This is a genomic window from Hartmannibacter diazotrophicus, assembly GCF_900231165.1.
Taxonomy (GTDB): Bacteria; Pseudomonadota; Alphaproteobacteria; order Rhizobiales; family Pleomorphomonadaceae; genus Hartmannibacter; species Hartmannibacter diazotrophicus.
This window is the reverse complement of sequence record NZ_LT960614.1, coordinates 3,587,215-3,605,980: the sequence shown is the minus strand read 5'-3', so window position 1 is coordinate 3,605,980 and position 18,766 is coordinate 3,587,215. Positions and strand designations below refer to the sequence as shown.

The window sequence follows — 18,766 nt, the reverse complement described above, 5'->3', positions numbered from 1 at the left end:
CCGACGTTCAAGCCTAAAGCTTAGTAATTCGTTACGGCCTCAGAACCCCTGGCCGCAGTTCTTGAGTTCCCGGATGACGGTCCGCACCATGATCTCCAGATCCAGCCAGAGAGAGAACCGTTCGATATATTCGAGGTCGTATTCGATGCGCTTGACGGAAGGGCCCCTGTCGATCGTCGGGCCGCGGAGACCATGGGACTGGGCAAGGCCGGTGAGGCCCGGGCGTACCATGTGGCGCAAAGGATAATTCTCGACCAGTTCCTCGTAGGGCAGATCGGCGGCAAGCATGTTGGGCACATGCGGCCGCGGCCCGATGAGGGACATGTCGCCCCGCAGAATGTTGATGAACTGGGGCAGTTCGTCGATGTTGGTCCGCCTCAGGACGCGCCCGATCCGCGTCACGCGGGCATCGTTCGGCGCGGTCTGCTCGACCCCGGAGAAGTCGCACAGATCAAGGTACATCGTACGGAACTTGAGAATTTCGAAGGTGGAATTGTCAAGGCCCGTTCTGTCCTGACGGAAGAAGACCGGTCCGCGGCTCTCAAGCTTGATCAGGCAGGCGACTGCGATGAAGAGCGGCGAGAGAAACCATAGTCCGAGCAGCGCGAAGACAACGTCGATCGCGCGCTTGATCTTGAGTTGGATGACCCTGGGCGACAACTTCTTATCAAGGCTGCTGCTATTGCGCCCGAGCGTCGAGGTCATGTCTGTACTTGCGTTAAAATTGATGAACGACAGCACGTTAAAAATGCCTCCAGTCGCAGAAACCGTGGGATTTGGTCGCTGCTCTCCCTCTCCGCCGGATACGGCATGATCGTTCGTCTCGTTCAAAGTCGAGTGAAAGCTATCCTCTGAAGAATCGCTTCCGGCTGCGCGAGGAGATGAATCAGCCACCAGACCGAGAAAATAGATGCTGTCCTCATTCTGCATTCAACCCAACTCCTTCACTCAACGCAGGAGACGAGCGTCGTTGCATTGCTGAGGGCATTCCCGAAAATTCTTAATGCCTTTGCAGTAATTTTTTTGCCTAGGTTTTAACGAGTTATAAAGCATATGGCCCTTCCAATGCAACGCATTTTGAGCTCGGTCGACAGGATGCTTGGAGACTGTGGCAGTTTGGCTACCGCTCCCAACGCCGAGTCGGGATGCCGAATCTTCCGGTCAAACCTTGCCTAACAAATTGCCTCCGATGACGGCACAAATGCGACCATTCCTGTTAAGCGGGCGTTTTCCCCATTACTTAACAAGGATGTAAGTCCATTGTGCCACTATACGGACATCGAAGTTTCGCTGAGGAAGACGACCGATGTCTGTTTCAGTTGCACTTGCTGCCCTTTGCGGGTTCGGGCTTGGCCTGCGTGGCGGTCTGTTCAGCGTGCTGCTTGGTGCCCTTTTCGTCGCCGCCCTGATCGGCATGCTCGGATTTGGCATCGGTCAAGCGCTGCTTGCATCCTTCGCGTTTCAGATCGCGGCGCTGGTGTCCATGATTCTCCGCCACAGCGGGCGCATGGAAACCGCCCCGGACACGAGGCCGGCGAAGGCAGGCTCAAAGACTGCGCGCAAGAGGCCGGCTCACGCCATGCGGCCGCAGTAAAAATCAAGGCCGGACAGGTGGCCTGACAGGCACAAGGCCGTGTCAGGGAACCTGTTTGGCGACCATGATCTTCTGACGGCGCCGTTCACGGCGCTGCTCGTCAATCGACACGACATTCGGGTCGGACGACTGATCGTAGTGCGCGTGAGAGCCGAAAAGCTGCGCGTAGATAAAGACAATGGCGCCTGTTATGGGCCATATAGCGCTCGCGAGGACCGTGAGCAGCAGTCTTGTGCGGGAGTGTTTCCGCGTAGCGACCATCTCCATGCAGCTGGCCATTGCGAAGCCTGCCGCCATCAAGATGTAAACCGTCGCCGCAAAGACGATACCAGAGATGAGTGCGAAGGAAGCCATACTCGTTTCCGCATTCAGTAAGCTTCACCATGCCGGCCCAGGAGCCGGCGTTCATTTCGCAGCAGGCGTCACGGTCGCTGCGAAAGGGTGACCACTAGTCTTGCGACAGTGCCATCCCAAAAAAAGGATGCGCGCCCATGGTTTATGAAGTGTGAAAGATTTGGCCATTTCAGGGCGTGGCTGTCGAAAAAATTGCTTAAGTGTCATTTGGATCGAGTCCCGGTGCCGCAGGACCGATCGCGCCAACGCGCTCTACTCTCCCGTATAGGTTGAGTTCAAAATCCTGAAAATCCCCTTTTTCAAATGGTTAGGTTTGCCTCTTCGCGCGGAAGTTTTCCATATCCGGCGCGCGCGGCTTGCCCAAACCGGGCGTGATCGGGGCTCAAAATTTGTGATTGCCGATCCGTGGCATCCGCCCGGGAGCGTCGTTCAGGGGATAATTTTCTGCCGGTGCGGTCGATGACGGGATTCAAAATATATCCTTGAAAATATTGAGTTTATTTCCGCCCTGGGACGGAGTTTGATCGCGTCCTCGGCTGAAAATAAAAACTTGTATGTATTCACGCTGATTCGTATAACTACGTATAAGTTTAAGTAAAGAAGTTACGATAGATTTACTTCATCATCTTGATGGATGGTCCGTCGATTTTTCATGCTGCATTGCAATATTTTGTTGCCATCAGTATGCGCGGCGCAGATGTTTTCAGCTTGCCGGTGATTACGGTCCATCCGGTTACGGTGGCTGAGCCGGCTTACGTCCGGCAGCCGGCTCATTGGCCGCTCATGCCCTTTTCAGGCTTTGACCGCGACCGCGCGTTCCTGCGACCTTTCAAGACTCTGAACATAGGGCCGCCAGCCGCCGTAGTGCGTGATGTCGCTCGTCTCGTCGCCCGCAATCGCCTCACAGAGAAAGCCCGGCACCGCCGTTCCATCGGCGAGCAGGACGGACCCGATTCCGAGCGGCGGCGCGATCGTCAGCAGGAAATCGGCAAACCGTGCGCGGGGCAGCGACCAGAGTTCCAGATCGATGGCGGCGCCCTTGTCCTTTCCCACCTGCACGAGGCCGGGACGCTCAGGGCTCAGCTTTGAGAGTGCGAAGAGCCGGTAGACAGGAGCGGTGCTTGCCGCGCCGAGGAAACGGGCGCCGAAGTCCACGAAGCCGGGATTGAGCGGCATGCCGGACATGTGGGCGCCGCAGACGGCGATGGCGATCTCGTCGTCCCGAACCGAAACGGCATTGGGCGCCTGGGAGAGGGCGGGTGACGGCCACGTCGTTGCGCCGAGGGTGCGTCCGGCAACGACCTCGAGGTTGCGGGCAAGGCTGGCGACAAGGCTGTCACGGCCCTTTGGCGCCAGCAGCGTGACGCTGCCGGGGCGACTATCCGAGCGGGCGGCGACCGGCACGGCGATGCCGCACATGTCCATGAGGTTGACGAAGTTTGTGTAGGTGCCGAGCCGGGAGTTGGGTCCGATCGGGTCGGCTTCAAGATCGGCGACGGTGTAGAAGGTCGGCATCGTCGGCACGCAGAGAAGGTCGACGGAGGCAAGGGCGGGTTCGGCCTGCCGGATCAGGTCCTTCAGCCGGTAGATGCCGCGGAAGGCATCGGTTGCTGTCAGCGGCAGGGCCTTTTCCACGATGGTGCGCGTCACGGGATGCACAGTCTCGGGCTTGTCCCGCAGGCGGTCCTCGATCACGGCATGGCGCTCGGCGACCCATGCGCCTTCGTAGAGCATCCGGGCCACGGCATAGAGCGGCGTGAAATCGACCGGCACGATCGCCGCGCCCATGTCCTTGAGACGCGCGACAGTCGCATCGAAGGACGCCTTCTGGACGTCGTCGCCGCAAAATTCGATGGAGGCTGCATCGGGGATGCCGATCCTGAGCGCCGGGGGAACCGGCGACAGGGGCGGCGCGGGGATTTTCCGCGACCAGGCGTCCGCCGGGTCATAGGCGGTCGCCAGTTCGAAGACGGCGTAGGCGTCGTCGACGGTCATGGCGAAGACCGAGATCGTGTCGAGGCTGCGGCAGGCTGGGACGACGCCTGTCGCCGAGAAGGCGCCGAGGCTGGGTTTCAGACCGACGATGTTGTTGAGCGCAGCCGGAACGCGGCCGGAGCCGGCGGTATCGGTTCCGAGCGAGAAGGGCACGATACCGTGGGCGACGACGACGCCGGAGCCGGACGAGGATCCGCCGGGCACGATGGCCGGATCGAGCGCGTTCTTCGGGATCGGGTAGGGCGAGCGCACGCCAACGAGGCCGGCGGCAAACTGGTCGAGGTTGGTCTTGCCGATGACGATGGCGCCGGCCGCGCGGAGCCTTGCGACGACAAAGGCGTCGGCTTCGGGGTCATAGGAAAAATCGGGGCAAGCAGCCGTCGTCGGCATGCCGGCGACGTCGATGTTGTCCTTGACGGCGAAGGGAATGCCCCAGAGCGGCTTTGCCGGATCGAAGGCACCAAGGCTTTCGGCTTCGCTCTCCGCTTCCGCTTCGTCGCGCAGATGAATGAAGATGCCGGGATCGTTCACGTTCGCGATCCGGCGATAGACTTCCGCGATCACATCTTTCGGGGACGCACCGGCCGCGTAGGCCTCTCGCAGGGCGGGAAGGGTGAAGGGCAGATCGCGCATCGAAGACGTTCCTGGCAATGATTGGTCGTTGTTCTTGGCGCTCTTCCAGGGTCCTGCTTTGACAGCGGCGGGCCTGAAGGGGGCGAAGGATAGTTCACCGGTTTCGGGTGCTTGTCATCCGGACCGAGCGGTCAGGCCGCCTTTCGCTCCGGCGGCTTCGGCGCGGCGGACAGCAGTTCGCGGGTATAGGGATGCGAGGGGTTCTCCATCACCTCATTGGCCGGGCCGGCCTCGACGATCTCGCCGCCCTTCATCACCACGACATGGTCGCAAAGCAGCCGGACGACATGGAGGTCGTGGCTGACGAAGAGATAGCTCATGCCGAGCTTGGCCCTGAGGTCGACAAGGAGGTTGAGGACGACCGCCTGGATCGAAACGTCGAGGGCGGCGGTCGGCTCGTCGAGGATGAGGAACTTCGGGTTCAGCGCGATGGCGCGGGCAATCCCGACGCGGGCCTTTTGGCCGCCGGACAGCTGATGCGGGAAGCGGTCGAGCAGCGGGCGGGGCAGGCCGACCAGATCGGCCAGTTCCTCGATCCGCGCCGTCCGTTCCTTCGCGCCCATGTGGGCGAGACATTTCAGCGGCTCGGCGATCGACTGGCGCGAGGTGTGACGGGGATTGAGGCTGTCGGTGGCGTCCTGGAAGACCATCTGGATCTGCGAGCGCATCGGATCCTTGATGAAGTCGCGGCAGGAAATCTCGCCGATGTCCTTGCCGTCGAAGAGGATCTCGCCGCTGGTGCGGTCCAGCAGGCGCACGATCATGGAGGAGGTGGTGGACTTGCCGCAGCCGGATTCCCCGACGAGGCCGACGCTCTGGCCTGCCTTCACCGAAAAGGAGATGCCCTTGACCGCATGCACGGGGCCGGACTTGCCCTGATAGGTCTTGACGAGGTTGATCACCTCCAGGAGTGGCTTGTCGGCCGGCGTGTGCTCGGGCATCGGGGTGCGGATTTCGGCCGGCAGCAGGTCGCGGATCGTCGCATCATGGCGGGGCGTCGCATCGACAAGCTTCTGGGTATAGGGGTGCTTGGGGCTTGCAAAGAGTTCGTCGGCCGCGCCCGCTTCCACCAGTTCGCCGTCCTTCATCACCACGATGCGGTGGCAGTATTGGGCGGCAAGACCGAGGTCGTGGGTGATGAGCAGCGAACTCATGCCGCGCTCGCGGATAAGGTCGGCCATCAGGTCCATCACCGCCTTCTGGGTGGTAATGTCGAGGCCTGTCGTTGGCTCGTCGGCGATGATGAGCTGCGGATCGCAGGCGAGCGCAATGGCGATGACGATGCGCTGGCACATGCCGCCGGAAAGCTCGAAGGGATAGGCGTCATAGCGGGCTTCGGCGTCGCGGATGCGGACGGCCTCCAGCGCCTTGATCGCCTCCTCCCGCGCCGTGCGACGGGTAGCGCGGCCATGCTGGATCAGCACGTCCTCGATCTGGTGACCGACCTTGCGGATCGGATTGAGGGCAGCGCGCGGGTTCTGGAAGATCATCGAGATCTCGCGGCCGCGGATATCGCGCATCTGGCGCTCCGAGGCACGTTTCAGGTCGATGCCGGAGTAGGTGATCTCGCCGGCCTTGATGCGCCCCCCGGCATCGAGGATGCGCATCAGGGCGTAGGAGGTGACCGACTTGCCGGAGCCGGATTCGCCAACGATCCCCAGTGTTTCGCCCTTGGCGATCTCCAGCGTGATGCCGCGCACGGCATCCACTTCGCCGCGCCGCGTCTTGAAGGAAACGGCCAGATCTTTGATGGACAGCATGATCGGTCCCCCGTCAGGTGCGCCGGCGCGGGTCGACCATGTCGCGCAGGCCGTCGCCGAGAAGGTTGAAGGTGAAGACGGCGAGCATCAGGGCAAGGCCGGGGAAGATCGCCAGCCACCATTCGCCGGAGACGATGTTGTTGGCGCCCTCGGCGACCATGATGCCCCATTCGGCGGTCGGCGGACGCACGCCGAGGCCGATGAAGGAGAGGCCGGCCGCGTTGAGGATCGCCCAGCCGAGATTGAGCGAGACCTGGACCATCATCGGCGGCAGGGCGTTCGGAAAGATGTGCATCGCCAGAACCCGGATGTCCGAGTTGCCGCAGAGCTTTGCGGCGAGGGCGAAGCCGGCCTCGCGGCGGATGTTGACCTCCGCGCGGACGAGGCGGGCGTAGAAGGGCACGTTGATGATCGCCGTCGCGTAGATGATGTTCTCGATCGTGTTGCCCATGGCCGCGACGATGCCCATGGCGAGCACGAAGAGCGGGAAGGCCATGATGGTGTCGAGAATGCGGTTCAGCACGATATCGAGCCAGCCGCCCCAGTAGCCGGCAACGGCGCCGAGCACCGACCCGATGACGAAGGAGAGCGCCACGGCCGCGACGGAGAGCGTCAGGTCCAGGCGGGTCGCGACGATCACGCGGCTAAAGACGTCGCGCCCCAGGGTGTCGGTGCCGAACCAGTGTTGCCAGTTCGGCGGCTGCAGCGCTTTCGATGCGTCGGAGGCGAGCGGGTCGTAGGGTACGAGCGCCGGGCCGAAGATCGCCGCCAGGATCAGAAGCGCGAAGATCGCGAAGGCGAACATGGTGACCGGGTTGGCCTTCAGCACATAGAGAATGTGCTCAAAGGTGCCGGACTGGCGGGGCAGGGCCGGAACCTCTGCCTTGGTGTCGATGGTGGCATCCGTCATTTCGCGTTGAACCCGATGCGCGGATCGATCAGCGTGTAGGCGATGTCGATCACGAGGTTGAGGACGACGAAAAGCATGGCCATGGCCAGAACGAAGCCTTGGACCGCGGCATAGTCGGAGACAACAAGCGCCTCGACCGCGTAGGAGCCGATCCCCGGCCAGGCGAAGACCTTTTCCACCAGCACGTTGGCGCCGAGCGTGAAGGAAAAGACCATGCCGAGCGTGGTGATCACCGGCAGCAGCGCGTTCCGGAAGGCATAGGTGAAGAGGACCTTGCGCCCCGACAGGCCCGCGGCCCTTGCCGTGCGTATGAAGTCGGACGAGAGGGCGGAAAGCATGGCGGCCCTTGTCATGCGGGCGATCGGCGCCATTGTGAAGAGGGCGAGCGTTGATGCCGGCAGGATGAGCTGTTTCAGGGCGGCGAGCCACGTCTCCCAGTCGCCGGCGATCGCCGCGTCGATGAGATAGAAGCCGGTGACATGGTCAGGCTCGATATACATGAAGTCGAGCCGTCCAAGCGGCGAGGGCGCCAGTCCCGTCAGATAATAGAAGACGTAGATCAGGACGATGCCGGTGAAGAAGGTCGGCAGCGAGACGCCGGCCGTCACCAGCAGGCGGCAGGCGTGATCGACGAGGGATCCCGGCCGCGTTGCCGCCAGCACCCCCAGCGGGATGGCGATCCCGCAGGAGATGAGGAGCGCGGTGAGGGTCAGTTCCAGCGACGCCGGCAGCCGGTTGGCCAGATCCGACAGGACCGGCTGGCCGCTCGAGACCGATTTGCCGAGGTCGCCCTGCAGCAGTTCTCCGACATAGATGAAGAACTGCTGCGGCAGGGGCTTGTCCAGGCCGAGATTGGCCCGGACTTCGGCGATCGACTTGTCGTCGGCCGCGGGGCCGGCGAAATAGACGGCCGGATCTCCCGGCAGGGCGCGGGTGAGGATGAAGCTGATCACCACCACCCCGACCACGACCGGGATCGCCTGGGCGATCCTGATCACGATGGCGTTGCGGAACAGGCCCATGGCCTCATGCCCCTTTGAGGGTGCGGACGTCGAGCTGGCGATGGAACCAGTATTCGTAGTCCGAGGCTCCGTTGATGGCGACGTTGAGGGCCGGCTGCCACAGCGGGATGCGCGGGATATCCGTGTAGGCGATCTCGATCATCCGCTTGATCTTGGGGGCGTATTCCGGATCGTCGATCGACATGGTCAAGGTCTCGTCGACGAGCGTTTCGATCTCCGGGTTCTCGTAGTTCGAGGCGTTGAAGAGGTGCCCCTTCACGTAGGCCCAGAAGAAATAATAGTCCGGATAGTTGAGCCAGCCGCCGAAGCTTTCCAGCGACAGCGCCAGACGCTTCTCGACGAGGCTGGCGGTGCGCCAGTTGGCGCCCGGGATCTTGTCGATGGTCGTCTTGATGCCGATCTTGCCGAGGCTTTCCTGGATCAGAAGCGCGGTCGGCTCCATCCAGTCGAGGTCGAGGCTGATCGACAGGGGCACTTCGAAGCCTTCGGCAAAGCCCGATTTCGCCATGAAGTCTCTGGCCTTGTCGAGGTCGGTGTCGAAGGGCGACTTCTGCGGCCAGGAGATATCGTCGACGGTCGGCGTGCCGCCCCACATCGGGTTGCCGCGCCCGTAGGCGGCGGTCTCGAAGATGTCCTTGTAGGGAATGGCATAGGCGACAGCCTGGCGGACGTTCGGGTCCTTGAAGGCGTCGAAGTTGTTGTTGAGGCAGACGCAGTAGATGCAGTTCTCGATCGGGGTCGAGTAGACCGTCATCTTCTCGGCCAGTTCCTTGGCGTCCTTGTCGGGAATGTCGAAGGAAATCTGCACATCGCCGCGCTCGATGAGGGCGCGCCGGGTCGCCGGGCTCGGCACCTCGCGCACGATCACCCGCTTCAGAGCCGGCAGCGGGCCGCCAACCCAACCATCGAAGCGCTCGTAGACGAGCTGTTCGCCGGGCGCCCACTTCAGCACCTTGAAGGCGCCGGAGCCGGCCGGGGTCTTGTGGAGGTACTCCATCGCCCAGGGGTCATCGGCGGTGGCGTTGGCCTTGGCGACCTTGGAATTGATGATCATCGGCACCGGAACGGCGAGATCCGGCAGGGCCAGTTTCGAAGCCTTGTCGAGCTTGACCTTGAAGGTCAGTTCGTCCACCGCCTCGAACTGGTCGGGACGCTCGAAGCCGCCGGCCTTCATCTGGACGGTCGGGAAGCCGCCGACCGTGACCGCACGGTCGAAGGACCACTTCACATCCCCGGCGGTCACCTTGGATCCGTCCCAGAAGATCGCGTTGGGCTTCAGCTTGAAGAGGATCTCCGTGCCATCCTCGGAGACGGTCCAGCTTTCCGCGAGCTCCGGCTCGATCTTGGAATAGTCGTAGGACATGGAGCCGTCCGGCATCGTCTTGGAGCCGAAGGTGACGAGACGGTCGTAGCAGTTGACCGACACCTGATAGCTGGCGCGGTTGGTGCCGGTGCGGTGCAGGTCGAGGCTGTTCATCGTCTGCCCGGTGACGGAGACGAGCACGTCCTTGCCCGCGGCCTCCGCTGGCAGGACCTTCAGGAAGGGAAGGGCGGAGGCGCCAAGGACGCCGCCGGAAAGCTTCAGGAAGTCACGTCGGGATGCATGATCGTTCATCTGTTCAGCCCTTTTCACTTTGAATTCCTATGCGCCGAAGTCCTCCGGCGGACCTGCGCGCAAGGATGCGGGTACCGAGCGGTGACGACAAATGCTAATTTCACACAAAAGCGGTTCGAAAAAATACAACGCTTGTGGAAGAGTCCATCAATATGAAGCACTTGCAGATATTCCGGATGATCCAGAGCGTTCAGCGCGCCGGCTCGATCCGCAAGGCGGCCGAGGACATGAACATCACCGCCTCGGCGCTGACGCGGCGGGTGCTGCAGTTCGAGGAGGACTTCGGAGCACCGATCTTCGAGAGGCTGCCGCGCGGCGTCCGGCTCAACGCGGCGGGCGAATTGCTGATCCAGCACATGCGGTCGCAGGAACACGATCTTGCGCGGGTCCGCTCGCTGGTCGCGGATCTCTCTGGCGAGCGACGCGGGCGGGTCACGATCGCCTGTTCGCAGGCGCTCATTCCCTATTTTCTGCCAAGGCAGATTTCGCTCTACCGGCGCGACCATCCGGGCGTCACCTTCAAGGTGAGCGTGCGCGACCGTGTGGCGGCCGAAAGGGATCTCAGCGATTTTTCCAGCGATCTCGCCCTCGTCTTCGAGCCGATGCATCTGGTCGATTTCGAAGTGCTCATGGACGTGCCGCAGCCGGTGCACGCGATCCTGCCGGCCGACAATCCATTGGCGCGCAAGAGCGAGTTGCGTTTGCGCGAATGCCTCGCCCACACCCACGTCATTCCAACGGCGCCCTATGGCGTGCGGCATCTTCTCGATATCGCCGCCAAGAGGCGGGGTCACGAGCTTCGGCCGATCATCGAGGCCGAATCCTTCGAACTGATGCGCCACTACGTGCTCTACGAGAATGCGATCGCCTTTCAGCTTCCGATCGGGCTCAATCCGGAAAGTCATCCCCGGATCGCGATCCGCCCGATCTCGCAAAAGGACTTGCCGGCGGGCCGCCTGCTGCTCGGCCAGATGCGTGGGCGCGCGCTGCCGGTTGCTTCGGCGCGTTTCGCGGTCCAACTTGCAACGGCGCTGGAGGAGTTGCGTGACGACATGGCCGGCATCGCATGAGCCCATCCACTTGCCCGACCGTCGATCAGGCCTATGTCCCCATCATCCGGCAACGTCGCGCGGCGTGCCAGGGTCCGGATGGCGCCCACATGTCGAGGAGACAACCCCATGAGCTGGCTTCCCGCGGACGACCCCATCCTCGGTCATGCGCCAAGCTGCGACGCGCTGGAGCTGATGATCATCCCGCGCGTCCGCGATCTTGGCGATTTCAATGTCCGCCGCGCCTTGCCGCACGGCAAGCGGCAGATGGTGGGGCCCTTCATTTTCTTCGACCAGATGGGGCCGGCCCAATTTCTTGCCGGCCAGGGCATGGACGTCCGGCCGCATCCTCATATCGGCCTTGCGACGGTCACCTATCTCTTCGATGGCGCCGTCAGGCATCGCGACAGCGAGGGCAATGCGCTCGACATCCTGCCGGGCGCGATGAACCTGATGACCGCCGGGCGGGGGATCGCTCATTCGGAACGCACGCCCGAGGTGCAGCGGTCCTCCGGCCAGGCGATGTTCGGCATCCAGAGTTGGGTCGCGCTTCCAGCCTCGCTGGAGGAAAGCGATCCGGGCTTTCAGCATTTTGGAACCGATGTCCTGCCGACGGTCGAGGACGATGGCGTCTTCGCCCGAATTGTGGCTGGCTCGCTGTTCGGCAAGCGCTCGCCGGTCAAGGGGCTTTCCGAATGGTTCTATGCGGAGGTGCGGCTTGCCGCGGGCAAGAGCGCGCCGCTCGATGCGGACCATGAGGAACGCGCCGTCTATGTCGTTGAGGGTGACGTGGACGTTGCCGGCGACCGGTTCGCGGGCCCGCAGCTCCTGATTTTCCGTCCGGGAGACCGGATCACGATCACCGCGCTCACCAATGCGCGGATGATGTTTCTCGGCGGCGACGCGCTGGAAGGGCCGCGGCATATCTGGTGGAATTTCGTCTCCTCGCGCAAGGAACGGATCGAGCAGGCGAAGGAAGACTGGAAGCAGGGCCGTTTCGATCCTGTTCCAGATGAAACAGAATTCATTCCGCTTCCGCAGTAGCCCGACCAGCGGAAATTCCTTCGGCAGAAAACCCCCTCGGTGACTGGATTAATACTGTTCCTCCTCCCGGTTGTGCCTGCCGGTCTCGACCAATCCATCGAAAAATAAGTGCAATTTCGGCTTGGCCCTCGAAGTTGAAATTCCACATAACAATCAAGTACAACTTTTCGTTCGAATGGTTTCCGGATCCATTAACGATGCTGGATAATTGTTTTCATTTGTAACGTGGAAACAAGAATTATCGCGAAGACTGGACCGTAAGTTACTGACGATTGCGTCGCGAAAAGGATTGCCGAGTTGTCCAGCGATATTTCCGTTCGACGTCCTTATGATTCAGGGACGAGTGCCTCGCCGATCGGACAGGTTCTGTCCGTGCGTGGCTCGGAGGCCAATGTCGGCCTCAGGGCGCCCCTCCTTCATCGCGGGGATTCGCGGCCGACCGTCGGCAAGTTTCTGGCGATCGAGGTCGGCGACAGCACCATCGTCGGAATGATTGCCGAAGTGACGGGCCGGACGCCGGAAACGCGCGAGCCCGGCGAACATCGCGCCGTCGCCCGCATCGACCTTATGGGCGAGATCTTGCGCGGGCCGGACGGAACGGCCCGCTTCCAGCGCGGCGTGCGCGAATATCCGGCGATCGGTGACACCGCGAAGATCATCTCCAGCGACGATCTCAGAGTGATCTATTCGTCCGCCGGATCGGACGGCATCGCCATCGGCCATCTCAATCAGGATCCATCCATTCCCGCCTATGTCGACGTGGACGATCTGATCGCCAAGCATTTCGCCGTGCTGGGGTCGACGGGCGTCGGCAAGTCCAGCGGCGTTGCGGTGATCCTCGGCGAGATCCTCGTTGCGCGGCCCGATCTTCGCGTGCTCGTGCTCGACGGCCACAACGAATACGGCCACAGCTTCGGTGAGCGGGCCAATCTCATCGGCGCGCGCAATCTGAAGCTGCCCTTCTGGCTGTTCAATTTCGAGGAGATCATCGACGTCATCTACGGCGGACGTCCGTCGGTGCCGGAAGAGGTCGAGATCCTTGCCGAACTCATCCCGATCGCCAAGGGATCCTACCAGCAGCTCAAGTCGACCGCCGATCGCCCGATGATCAAGCGGCGCGACCCGCGGATGTCCGGGTTCACGGTCGATACGCCGGTTCCCTATCTGTTGCAGGATCTGCTGACGCTGATCGACGAGCGGATGGGCAAGCTGGAAAACAGATCCACGCGCATGGCCTATCATCGCCTGACGATGCGGATCGAGGCGCTGAAGAACGACCCGCGCTATGCCTTCATGTTCGAGAACGCCAATGTCGGCGGCGACACGATGGCAAGCCTTCTGAGCCAGCTCTTCCGCCTGGACCCGGCCGGCAAGCCGCTCACGATCCTGCAGCTTGCGAGCCTTCCGGTCGAAGTTGTGGACGCCGTGGTCTGCGTCGTCTCGCGCCTTGCTTTCGACCTCGGCCTCTGGAGCGACGGCGCCTTTCCGCTGCTGTTCGTCTGCGAGGAGGCGCACCGCTATGCCTCGGCCGACCATTCGCTCGGCTTCGGGCCGGCGCGCCGCGCCCTGTCAAGGATCGCCAAGGAAGGCCGCAAATACGGCGTCTATCTGGGACTGGTTACCCAGCGGCCGGCCGAACTCGATCCGACGATCATTTCCCAGTGCAGCACACTCTTCGCCATGCGCATGGCGAACGACCAGGACCAGGCCCTGCTGCGCTCGGCCGTGTCGGATGCCACCGCCCATCTGCTCGATTTCATTCCTTCGCTCGGCACCGGCGAGGTCGTCGGCTTCGGCGAGGGCATGCCGCTACCTGCGCGCATCACCTTTAACCGGCTGCCGGCCAATCTCGTGCCGCGCAGCGAGTCTTCGACCGAACTGCCGGAGAACATGGACGACCTCACCCGCGCCGACTTCGTCAAGGCGGTCGTCGAGCGCTGGCGCGGCGCGACCATGAACCAGGCGTCCTATGCCGATGACGGCGGATCGCCGGCCCAGCCGGGCGCCAATCCGGCGGCGGACGCGGCGCAGGCCATCCAGCGCGGGTTTCTGACCGATCCGGCTGAACGGGATGAGGCCTCAACGGCTGCCGCGCGTCTTCTGGACAAGACGCGCTATTCGATCCTGAAGCGCTGACGCCATGCCGAACCCCGCCCCAGCGCGAACACGCACGTTGCCGTTCCTGCGAGGTCGTCGATGACCATGGCCACCAAGCAGCACGGCCTTGCCGATATCCTGCGGGACTTGCCGGTCGGTCTGACGGTCTCGTCGCGATCCGGCGACGTGCTCTACACCAACGCCCGGGCGAATGCCGTTTCGACCGACGGGGCCGTGCCTGCGGACGGCGATGTCGTCCAGAACAACCGCGTCATCCAGACGACCGTTCATTCCATCCCGCTGGATGAGGAAGTCTATACGGTTCATCTGTCGCAGGATGTTACCGACCAGCGGGCGCTTGAGGACGACCTCTTCCAGCGCGCCTTCTTCGACGAGACAACCGGTTTGCCGAACCGCGGCCTGATGGACCGGAGCGTCTCGTCCCTGATCGAGGCCGGAGGCGGTTCCTTCGCTCTGGCCTTCATCGATCTCGACGGCTTCAAGCACATCAACGACTACTATGGCCATACGGCCGGCGACCAGCTCCTGCTGAAGATCGCGGACCGGCTCTCGGTCGGGCTCCGGCCCACCGACATGCTGGCGCGGGTCGGCGGCGACGAATTCGTGCTGCTGCTTTCGCCGATCGGCGACATGGAGACGCTGAAGGGGGACCTGGAGGCCGTTTCCGGTCGTCTCAAGGAGCCGTTCTTCATCGACGGATTCGAAATCCTGTCCTCCGCCTCGATCGGCGTCAGCCTGTTTCCGCAGGACGGGAGCAGCTACGACGAGTTGCGGACGAAGGCCGACGGCGCGATGTACCGCAGCAAGGGCCGCGCCAAGGGCAGCATCCAGTTCTTCAATTCCAGCGTCGACCATGCGGCGAGCGAACGGGCGCGAACCGAGCAGCGACTGCGCCTTGCCATCCGCGACCGGCGGCTTTGCTGCGCCTATCAGCCCAAGGTCAACTTCCGCACGCAGGACATCGTCGGCGTCGAGGTGCTTCTGCGCTGGCGGGACGAGGACGGATTGATCCAGGCGCCCGGCGATTTCATCGGCCTTGCGCTTGAACTGGGGCTGATGGACGAGGTGGCAACGCTCATCCTCGATGAGACCATCGCGTCGATGGATCGCATCAACGAGGCCTTCGGCGAAGGGGCCTCGATCAGCATCAACGTGGCGGCGAAACAGGCCGAAGATCCGCGCTTCATGCGCGATCTCGCCGAAAGGCTCGACGGGACGGGATGTCCTCGCCGCTTCATGGTGGAAGTGACGGAGGAAGCTTTCCTTGCGCGCGGCCATTTCCAGAGCCACATCCTGCCGATGCTCAGGGAAGTGGGCGCCAAGGTGTCGATCGACGATTTCGGCGTCGGCTACTCGTCTCTCGCGGCTCTTGCGGACATCACCGCCGACGAGGTCAAGGTGGACCGGACCTTCATCACGGACGTCCACCGCCGGCCACGCAGCCAGAGCATCCTGAAGGCGATCGAATCGCTCGGCCAGTCGCTTGGCATGTCGGTGATCGTGGAAGGCGTGGAGACCTTCGAGGAACTCGCCTATCTGCAGGCGGCGACCCGCATCAACTTCGGCCAGGGCTATTATTTCAGCAAGCCGCTCATTCTGGAAAACCTCGGGATTCCCGCATTGAGCGACGGCAACCGCACCGCGATTCAGTCTCGCGGCGTGCCGGTCACGCGGACGAGCACCTTGCGGCGGAGCGGATAGCGATCGCCAGGCCGCAAGCCTTGTCGCGCGCAGGCCTTTTCCAACAGGCGATGACTATCGCCCGACCTCTCCGCCGGTCATGCGGACCAGTCCGAATCCGACCGCGAGCCAGACGAGGTGGGCATCGGTACGCGCCTCCAGCTTCGACTTGATCTGGTAGTGGTAGTTCTGCACGGTCTTGAGGCTGAGGTGCAGTTGCTCCGCGATCTGTTCGGCCGCAAGCCCGGAGGCCAGCATGCGCAGGATTTCGGTCTCGCGAGGGCCCAGATCGTCGAGCGGACTGCGGCGGCCGGACAGTCGCTCGGCGGCAATTTCCTGGGCCACATCGTCGCTGAGAGCCCGTCCGCCACCTCCGACCACCTCCACCGCCCTGACCAGTTCCTGCGGCGCGCTCGACTTGGTGACATAGCCGGCGGCGCCCGCCTCGAAGGCCTTCAGCGCAAAGGCTGCGCCCTCGTGCATGGTGAAGACCAGAATTCTGGCGGCCTTGTCCCACTGGCGGATGTGGCGAACGGCTTCCAGCCCGCCGGCGCCGGGAAGCGACAGGTCCATGACGACGAGGTCCGGATCGTGTTCGCGATAAAGACGATAGGCATCGGCTGCGGTTTCCGCCTCGCAGACCACATGAAATCCGGGGTTTCGCTCCAGCAGGCGGCGATAGCCTTCGCGCACGACCGGATGATCGTCGACGAGCATGATGGAAAGGCCGGTCATTCCGCAGCCTCGCGGACGGGAGGGGCGGTCTCGGCGATCGCCGGAACGAGGGCGGTGACGCGGATGCCTGACGCCGTCGAGCCGACGGTCAGGCTGCCGCCAATGGCCTGAAGCCGCTGGCGAATGCCGACGATGCCGAAGCCGGAACTTTCGCCGAGCGTACCCGGATCGCCGCCGCCGTCGTCTTCGACCGTCAGGCGAACGCTGCCGCCGGGCGCCGCTTCGAGGCTGAGGTGGACGGTGCGCCTGCCGGGGGCGCCGTGCCTTGCGGCGTTGGTGATGCACTCCTGGGCGATGCGATAGACGTTGACGGCGGTGTCGCGGGAAACATCGGCAAGATCGCCGTCGAGATGCAGGTGCGCCCGCGCGCGGTCTTGCCCCAGAGCGTTCCAGCGGCGGACCAGATCGCCAAGGCAGCCGCCGAGACCGAGTTCCTCCACATCCGGCGGGCGCAGGCGGGAGAGGGCGCCGCGCAGCATGGTCATCATCTGGTGGGTGATGCGGGAAATGGCCTGTGCGTCCTCGGCGATGTCGGGCCGGTCGGCCGGTGTTGCTGCGTCGATGGAGGCGGCAAGGGCACCGGCCGCCGTCAGGCACTGGCCGAATTCGTCGTGGAGGTCGCGGGCAACCAGCCGGCGCTCCTCCTCCTGCACCTGAACGAGGCGGCGGGTGAGGGCGGCGCGTTCCTGCTCGGTCGCCTGCAGGCGGCCTGCCAGATCGTTGAAGGCGCTCGCGACCCTGTCGAACTCCGGGGTCGCAAAGGCCGGCAGCCGGCTGTCCAGATCGCCGTCTTCCAGGCGGCGGAGGCCGGCGAGGATCTTCTGGGCCGGCAGCAGCGCGTGGACCATGGCGAGCGCGGCAAGGATTCCCATCGCCAGCGCCATGACTGCGGCAAGGCCGGCAAGAACGCGAAACTGGTTCCAGGCTCTCGTCGCGGCGGCGACCGGATCGGCCGTGGCGACGGCGACAGCCTTCTGGCCGTCGCTGAGCGTGACCTCCCTCGTCACGGGCGGTCCGGGGTCGACGATGGTGCCGAAAAGGGAGATGAACCATCGGGGCGCGGAGGTGCCGAAGCCATCCCAGCCGCTGCAGGCGCGCCGGATCGGGCGGTCGTTCTGGGAGAACTCGACGCAAACGCCGGGGCCGACGACGCTGGAAAGCCAGGCGATCTGGCGGGCGGCGTCGAGAAGTTCGTAGCGCTCGCTGCCGATGCCGGCGCCCAGCCGGGAACTGATGACGAACTGGCGCGTCGCGCGCTTGGCGGAAAGCTCGGTCTCGTTGCGGAGCATCGCGTTGGTGTCATAGACGACCCAGCCCGTGACGGCGATCAGGCAGAGGCAGGCGGCGACTGCAAGGCGCAGAAAGAGACCGACGAAGAGACGCATGATGTCCTGCCCTGTTGTTCCGCCCGCAAGCTTGCACGACCGGCTTTCGGCAAAGTGTGCGCCGCATCGGCTGCCGACGACAAGGGCGGCGAGGGGCGCACCGGCGCGATCGGGAAATTTGCCCAACCGCCGAGGGGCAATCCGCTCTGTGTGATCCCGAGTTCGGGCGACTACCTTCGCGGTCCGATAGCGAATGGGAGGATGCAAATGACTGGGACTTTTGAATTTTCGGCGTCTGTTGCAGGGGCGCGCAAGGGCCTTGCCGGTCTTGTCGGCGCGCTCGTTCTTGCCGGTGCATTGATGACCGGGAGCGGTCAGGCGGCAAGGGCCGAGACCGTCGCGTTCATGCCCATCAAGTTCCTGGATACGTCCGCCGAGCCCAAGGACCAGACCGCCGACCACGACCGGCGGCTTCGGGCCATGACTGAATCGCTGCACAGCTATCTGGCCTCGCGTCCGTCGACGGAGGTCGTGGCGATCAGCCGTGACGAACTTGACGCGACATGTGCGAACCCGACGACGGACTGCATCTTGAAGATGGCTTCGGACCAGAAGGCGGACTACGTCTTTCTTGCCTCGATCCAGAAGACCAGCACGCTGATCACCCAGATGTGGGTCGATATCGTCGACCTTGAGGCCAAGACAATCGCCTTCAAGCGCGAGCTCAATTTTCGCGGCGACAACGACGAGGCCTGGCGGCGGGCCAGCGTCTTCCTTGAACAGCAACTCGCGCAGTGGGAGTGAGGCGGTTCGGGCCGCTGTTCGCCAGACTGGATGAATTGGCGATAGCGGGGCCGCCGCGTCCCGCTTGATCGGCATGGGCGCGATGCCGATGATGCGCTGGCCCGTTTTTCGATTCGCGGGCCGCGCCG

15 protein-coding genes are annotated in these 18,766 nt (G+C 63.4%); 5 read left to right on the top strand and 10 right to left on the bottom strand.

Going from position 1 to position 18,766, the window contains the following annotated elements; translation table 11 throughout:
* Nucleotides 1–39: 39 nt before the first annotated feature.
* The 8 genes from HDIA_RS16825 to HDIA_RS16790 form a co-directional block, all read right to left on the bottom strand.
* Nucleotides 40–930: a sugar transferase gene (locus HDIA_RS16825; RefSeq protein ID WP_245883919.1), complete on the bottom strand. Its 891-nt coding sequence runs from the start codon at nt 928–930 to the stop codon at nt 40–42.
* Between the two features lie 385 nt (nt 931–1,315).
* A complete protein-coding gene (locus HDIA_RS25995) occupies nt 1,316–1,438 on the bottom strand; it encodes a hypothetical protein (protein ID WP_281259956.1) in 123 nt (40 codons plus the stop codon).
* Nucleotides 1,439–1,636: 198 nt separating this feature from the next.
* Complete coding sequence (locus HDIA_RS16815; RefSeq protein ID WP_099557213.1) at nt 1,637–1,948, bottom strand: hypothetical protein; 312 nt, start codon at nt 1,946–1,948, stop codon at nt 1,637–1,639.
* A 792-nt stretch (nt 1,949–2,740) separates the two neighbouring features.
* A complete protein-coding gene (gene atzF, locus HDIA_RS16810; RefSeq protein WP_099557212.1) occupies nt 2,741–4,576 on the bottom strand; it encodes an allophanate hydrolase in 1,836 nt (611 codons plus the stop codon).
* Between the two features lie 131 nt (nt 4,577–4,707).
* The gene (locus tag HDIA_RS16805) at nt 4,708–6,336 is read right to left on the bottom strand and encodes a dipeptide ABC transporter ATP-binding protein (protein WP_099557211.1); all 1,629 of its coding nucleotides are present in this window, start codon (nt 6,334–6,336) and stop codon (nt 4,708–4,710) included.
* 13 nt (nt 6,337–6,349) lie between these two features.
* Nucleotides 6,350–7,246: an ABC transporter permease gene (locus HDIA_RS16800; protein WP_099557210.1), complete on the bottom strand. Its 897-nt coding sequence runs from the start codon at nt 7,244–7,246 to the stop codon at nt 6,350–6,352.
* Entirely contained in the window at nt 7,243–8,268 is a 1,026-nt protein-coding gene (locus HDIA_RS16795) for an ABC transporter permease (protein ID WP_099557209.1), read from the bottom strand. The genes HDIA_RS16800 and HDIA_RS16795 overlap by 4 nt, the downstream gene beginning before the upstream one ends.
* A gap of 4 nt (nt 8,269–8,272) precedes the next feature.
* Nucleotides 8,273–9,883 carry an ABC transporter substrate-binding protein gene (locus tag HDIA_RS16790; protein WP_099557208.1) on the bottom strand — a complete coding sequence of 537 codons (1,611 nt, stop codon included), beginning with the start codon at nt 9,881–9,883 and terminating at the stop codon, nt 8,273–8,275.
* Between the two features lie 176 nt (nt 9,884–10,059).
* On the opposite strand from HDIA_RS16790, the gene HDIA_RS16785 reads away from it, so the two are divergent.
* From HDIA_RS16785 to HDIA_RS16770, 4 genes are all read left to right on the top strand, one after another.
* Complete coding sequence (locus HDIA_RS16785; RefSeq protein ID WP_245883917.1) at nt 10,060–10,953, top strand: LysR family transcriptional regulator; 894 nt, start codon at nt 10,060–10,062, stop codon at nt 10,951–10,953.
* A 108-nt stretch (nt 10,954–11,061) separates the two neighbouring features.
* Nucleotides 11,062–11,976 carry a pirin family protein gene (locus HDIA_RS16780; protein ID WP_099557206.1) on the top strand — a complete coding sequence of 305 codons (915 nt, stop codon included), beginning with the start codon at nt 11,062–11,064 and terminating at the stop codon, nt 11,974–11,976.
* Between the two features lie 372 nt (nt 11,977–12,348).
* Complete coding sequence (locus tag HDIA_RS16775) at nt 12,349–14,112, top strand: ATP-binding protein (protein ID WP_099557205.1); 1,764 nt, start codon at nt 12,349–12,351, stop codon at nt 14,110–14,112.
* Nucleotides 14,113–14,172: 60 nt separating this feature from the next.
* Entirely contained in the window at nt 14,173–15,795 is a 1,623-nt protein-coding gene (locus HDIA_RS16770) for a putative bifunctional diguanylate cyclase/phosphodiesterase (RefSeq protein WP_099557204.1), read from the top strand.
* Nucleotides 15,796–15,849: 54 nt separating this feature from the next.
* Here HDIA_RS16770 and HDIA_RS16765 read toward each other — a convergent pair whose 3' ends face one another.
* Both HDIA_RS16765 and HDIA_RS16760 read right to left on the bottom strand, forming a co-directional pair.
* A complete protein-coding gene (locus tag HDIA_RS16765; RefSeq protein ID WP_099557203.1) occupies nt 15,850–16,509 on the bottom strand; it encodes a response regulator in 660 nt (219 codons plus the stop codon).
* Nucleotides 16,506–17,894: a sensor histidine kinase gene (locus HDIA_RS16760; RefSeq protein ID WP_157775700.1), complete on the bottom strand. Its 1,389-nt coding sequence runs from the start codon at nt 17,892–17,894 to the stop codon at nt 16,506–16,508. The genes HDIA_RS16765 and HDIA_RS16760 overlap by 4 nt, the downstream gene beginning before the upstream one ends.
* A 207-nt stretch (nt 17,895–18,101) precedes the next feature.
* On the opposite strand from HDIA_RS16760, the gene HDIA_RS16755 reads away from it, so the two are divergent.
* Complete coding sequence (locus HDIA_RS16755) at nt 18,102–18,638, top strand: DUF2380 domain-containing protein (RefSeq protein WP_157775699.1); 537 nt, start codon at nt 18,102–18,104, stop codon at nt 18,636–18,638.
* Nucleotides 18,639–18,766 lie beyond the last annotated feature (128 nt).

Excerpts from the sequence above, each read along its gene's own strand:
- HDIA_RS16790 (WP_099557208.1), bottom strand. The coding sequence starts at position 9,883 with ATGAACGATCATGCATCCCGACGTGACTTCCTGAAGCTTTCCGGCGGC.
- HDIA_RS16780 (WP_099557206.1), top strand. The coding sequence starts at position 11,062 with ATGAGCTGGCTTCCCGCGGACGACCCCATCCTCGGTCATGCGCCAAGC.
- HDIA_RS16795 (WP_099557209.1), bottom strand. The coding sequence starts at position 8,268 with ATGGGCCTGTTCCGCAACGCCATCGTGATCAGGATCGCCCAGGCGATC.
- atzF (WP_099557212.1), bottom strand. The coding sequence starts at position 4,576 with ATGCGCGATCTGCCCTTCACCCTTCCCGCCCTGCGAGAGGCCTACGCG.
- HDIA_RS16785 (WP_245883917.1), top strand. The coding sequence starts at position 10,060 with ATGATCCAGAGCGTTCAGCGCGCCGGCTCGATCCGCAAGGCGGCCGAG.
- HDIA_RS16825 (WP_245883919.1), bottom strand. The coding sequence starts at position 930 with ATGCAGAATGAGGACAGCATCTATTTTCTCGGTCTGGTGGCTGATTCA.
- HDIA_RS16805 (WP_099557211.1), bottom strand. The coding sequence starts at position 6,336 with ATGCTGTCCATCAAAGATCTGGCCGTTTCCTTCAAGACGCGGCGCGGC.
- HDIA_RS16755 (WP_157775699.1), top strand. The coding sequence starts at position 18,102 with ATGACTGGGACTTTTGAATTTTCGGCGTCTGTTGCAGGGGCGCGCAAG.
- HDIA_RS16760 (WP_157775700.1), bottom strand. The coding sequence starts at position 17,894 with ATGCGTCTCTTCGTCGGTCTCTTTCTGCGCCTTGCAGTCGCCGCCTGC.
- HDIA_RS16800 (WP_099557210.1), bottom strand. The coding sequence starts at position 7,246 with ATGACGGATGCCACCATCGACACCAAGGCAGAGGTTCCGGCCCTGCCC.
- HDIA_RS16815 (WP_099557213.1), bottom strand. The coding sequence starts at position 1,948 with ATGGCTTCCTTCGCACTCATCTCTGGTATCGTCTTTGCGGCGACGGTT.
- HDIA_RS16770 (WP_099557204.1), top strand. The coding sequence starts at position 14,173 with ATGACCATGGCCACCAAGCAGCACGGCCTTGCCGATATCCTGCGGGAC.
- HDIA_RS16765 (WP_099557203.1), bottom strand. The coding sequence starts at position 16,509 with ATGACCGGCCTTTCCATCATGCTCGTCGACGATCATCCGGTCGTGCGC.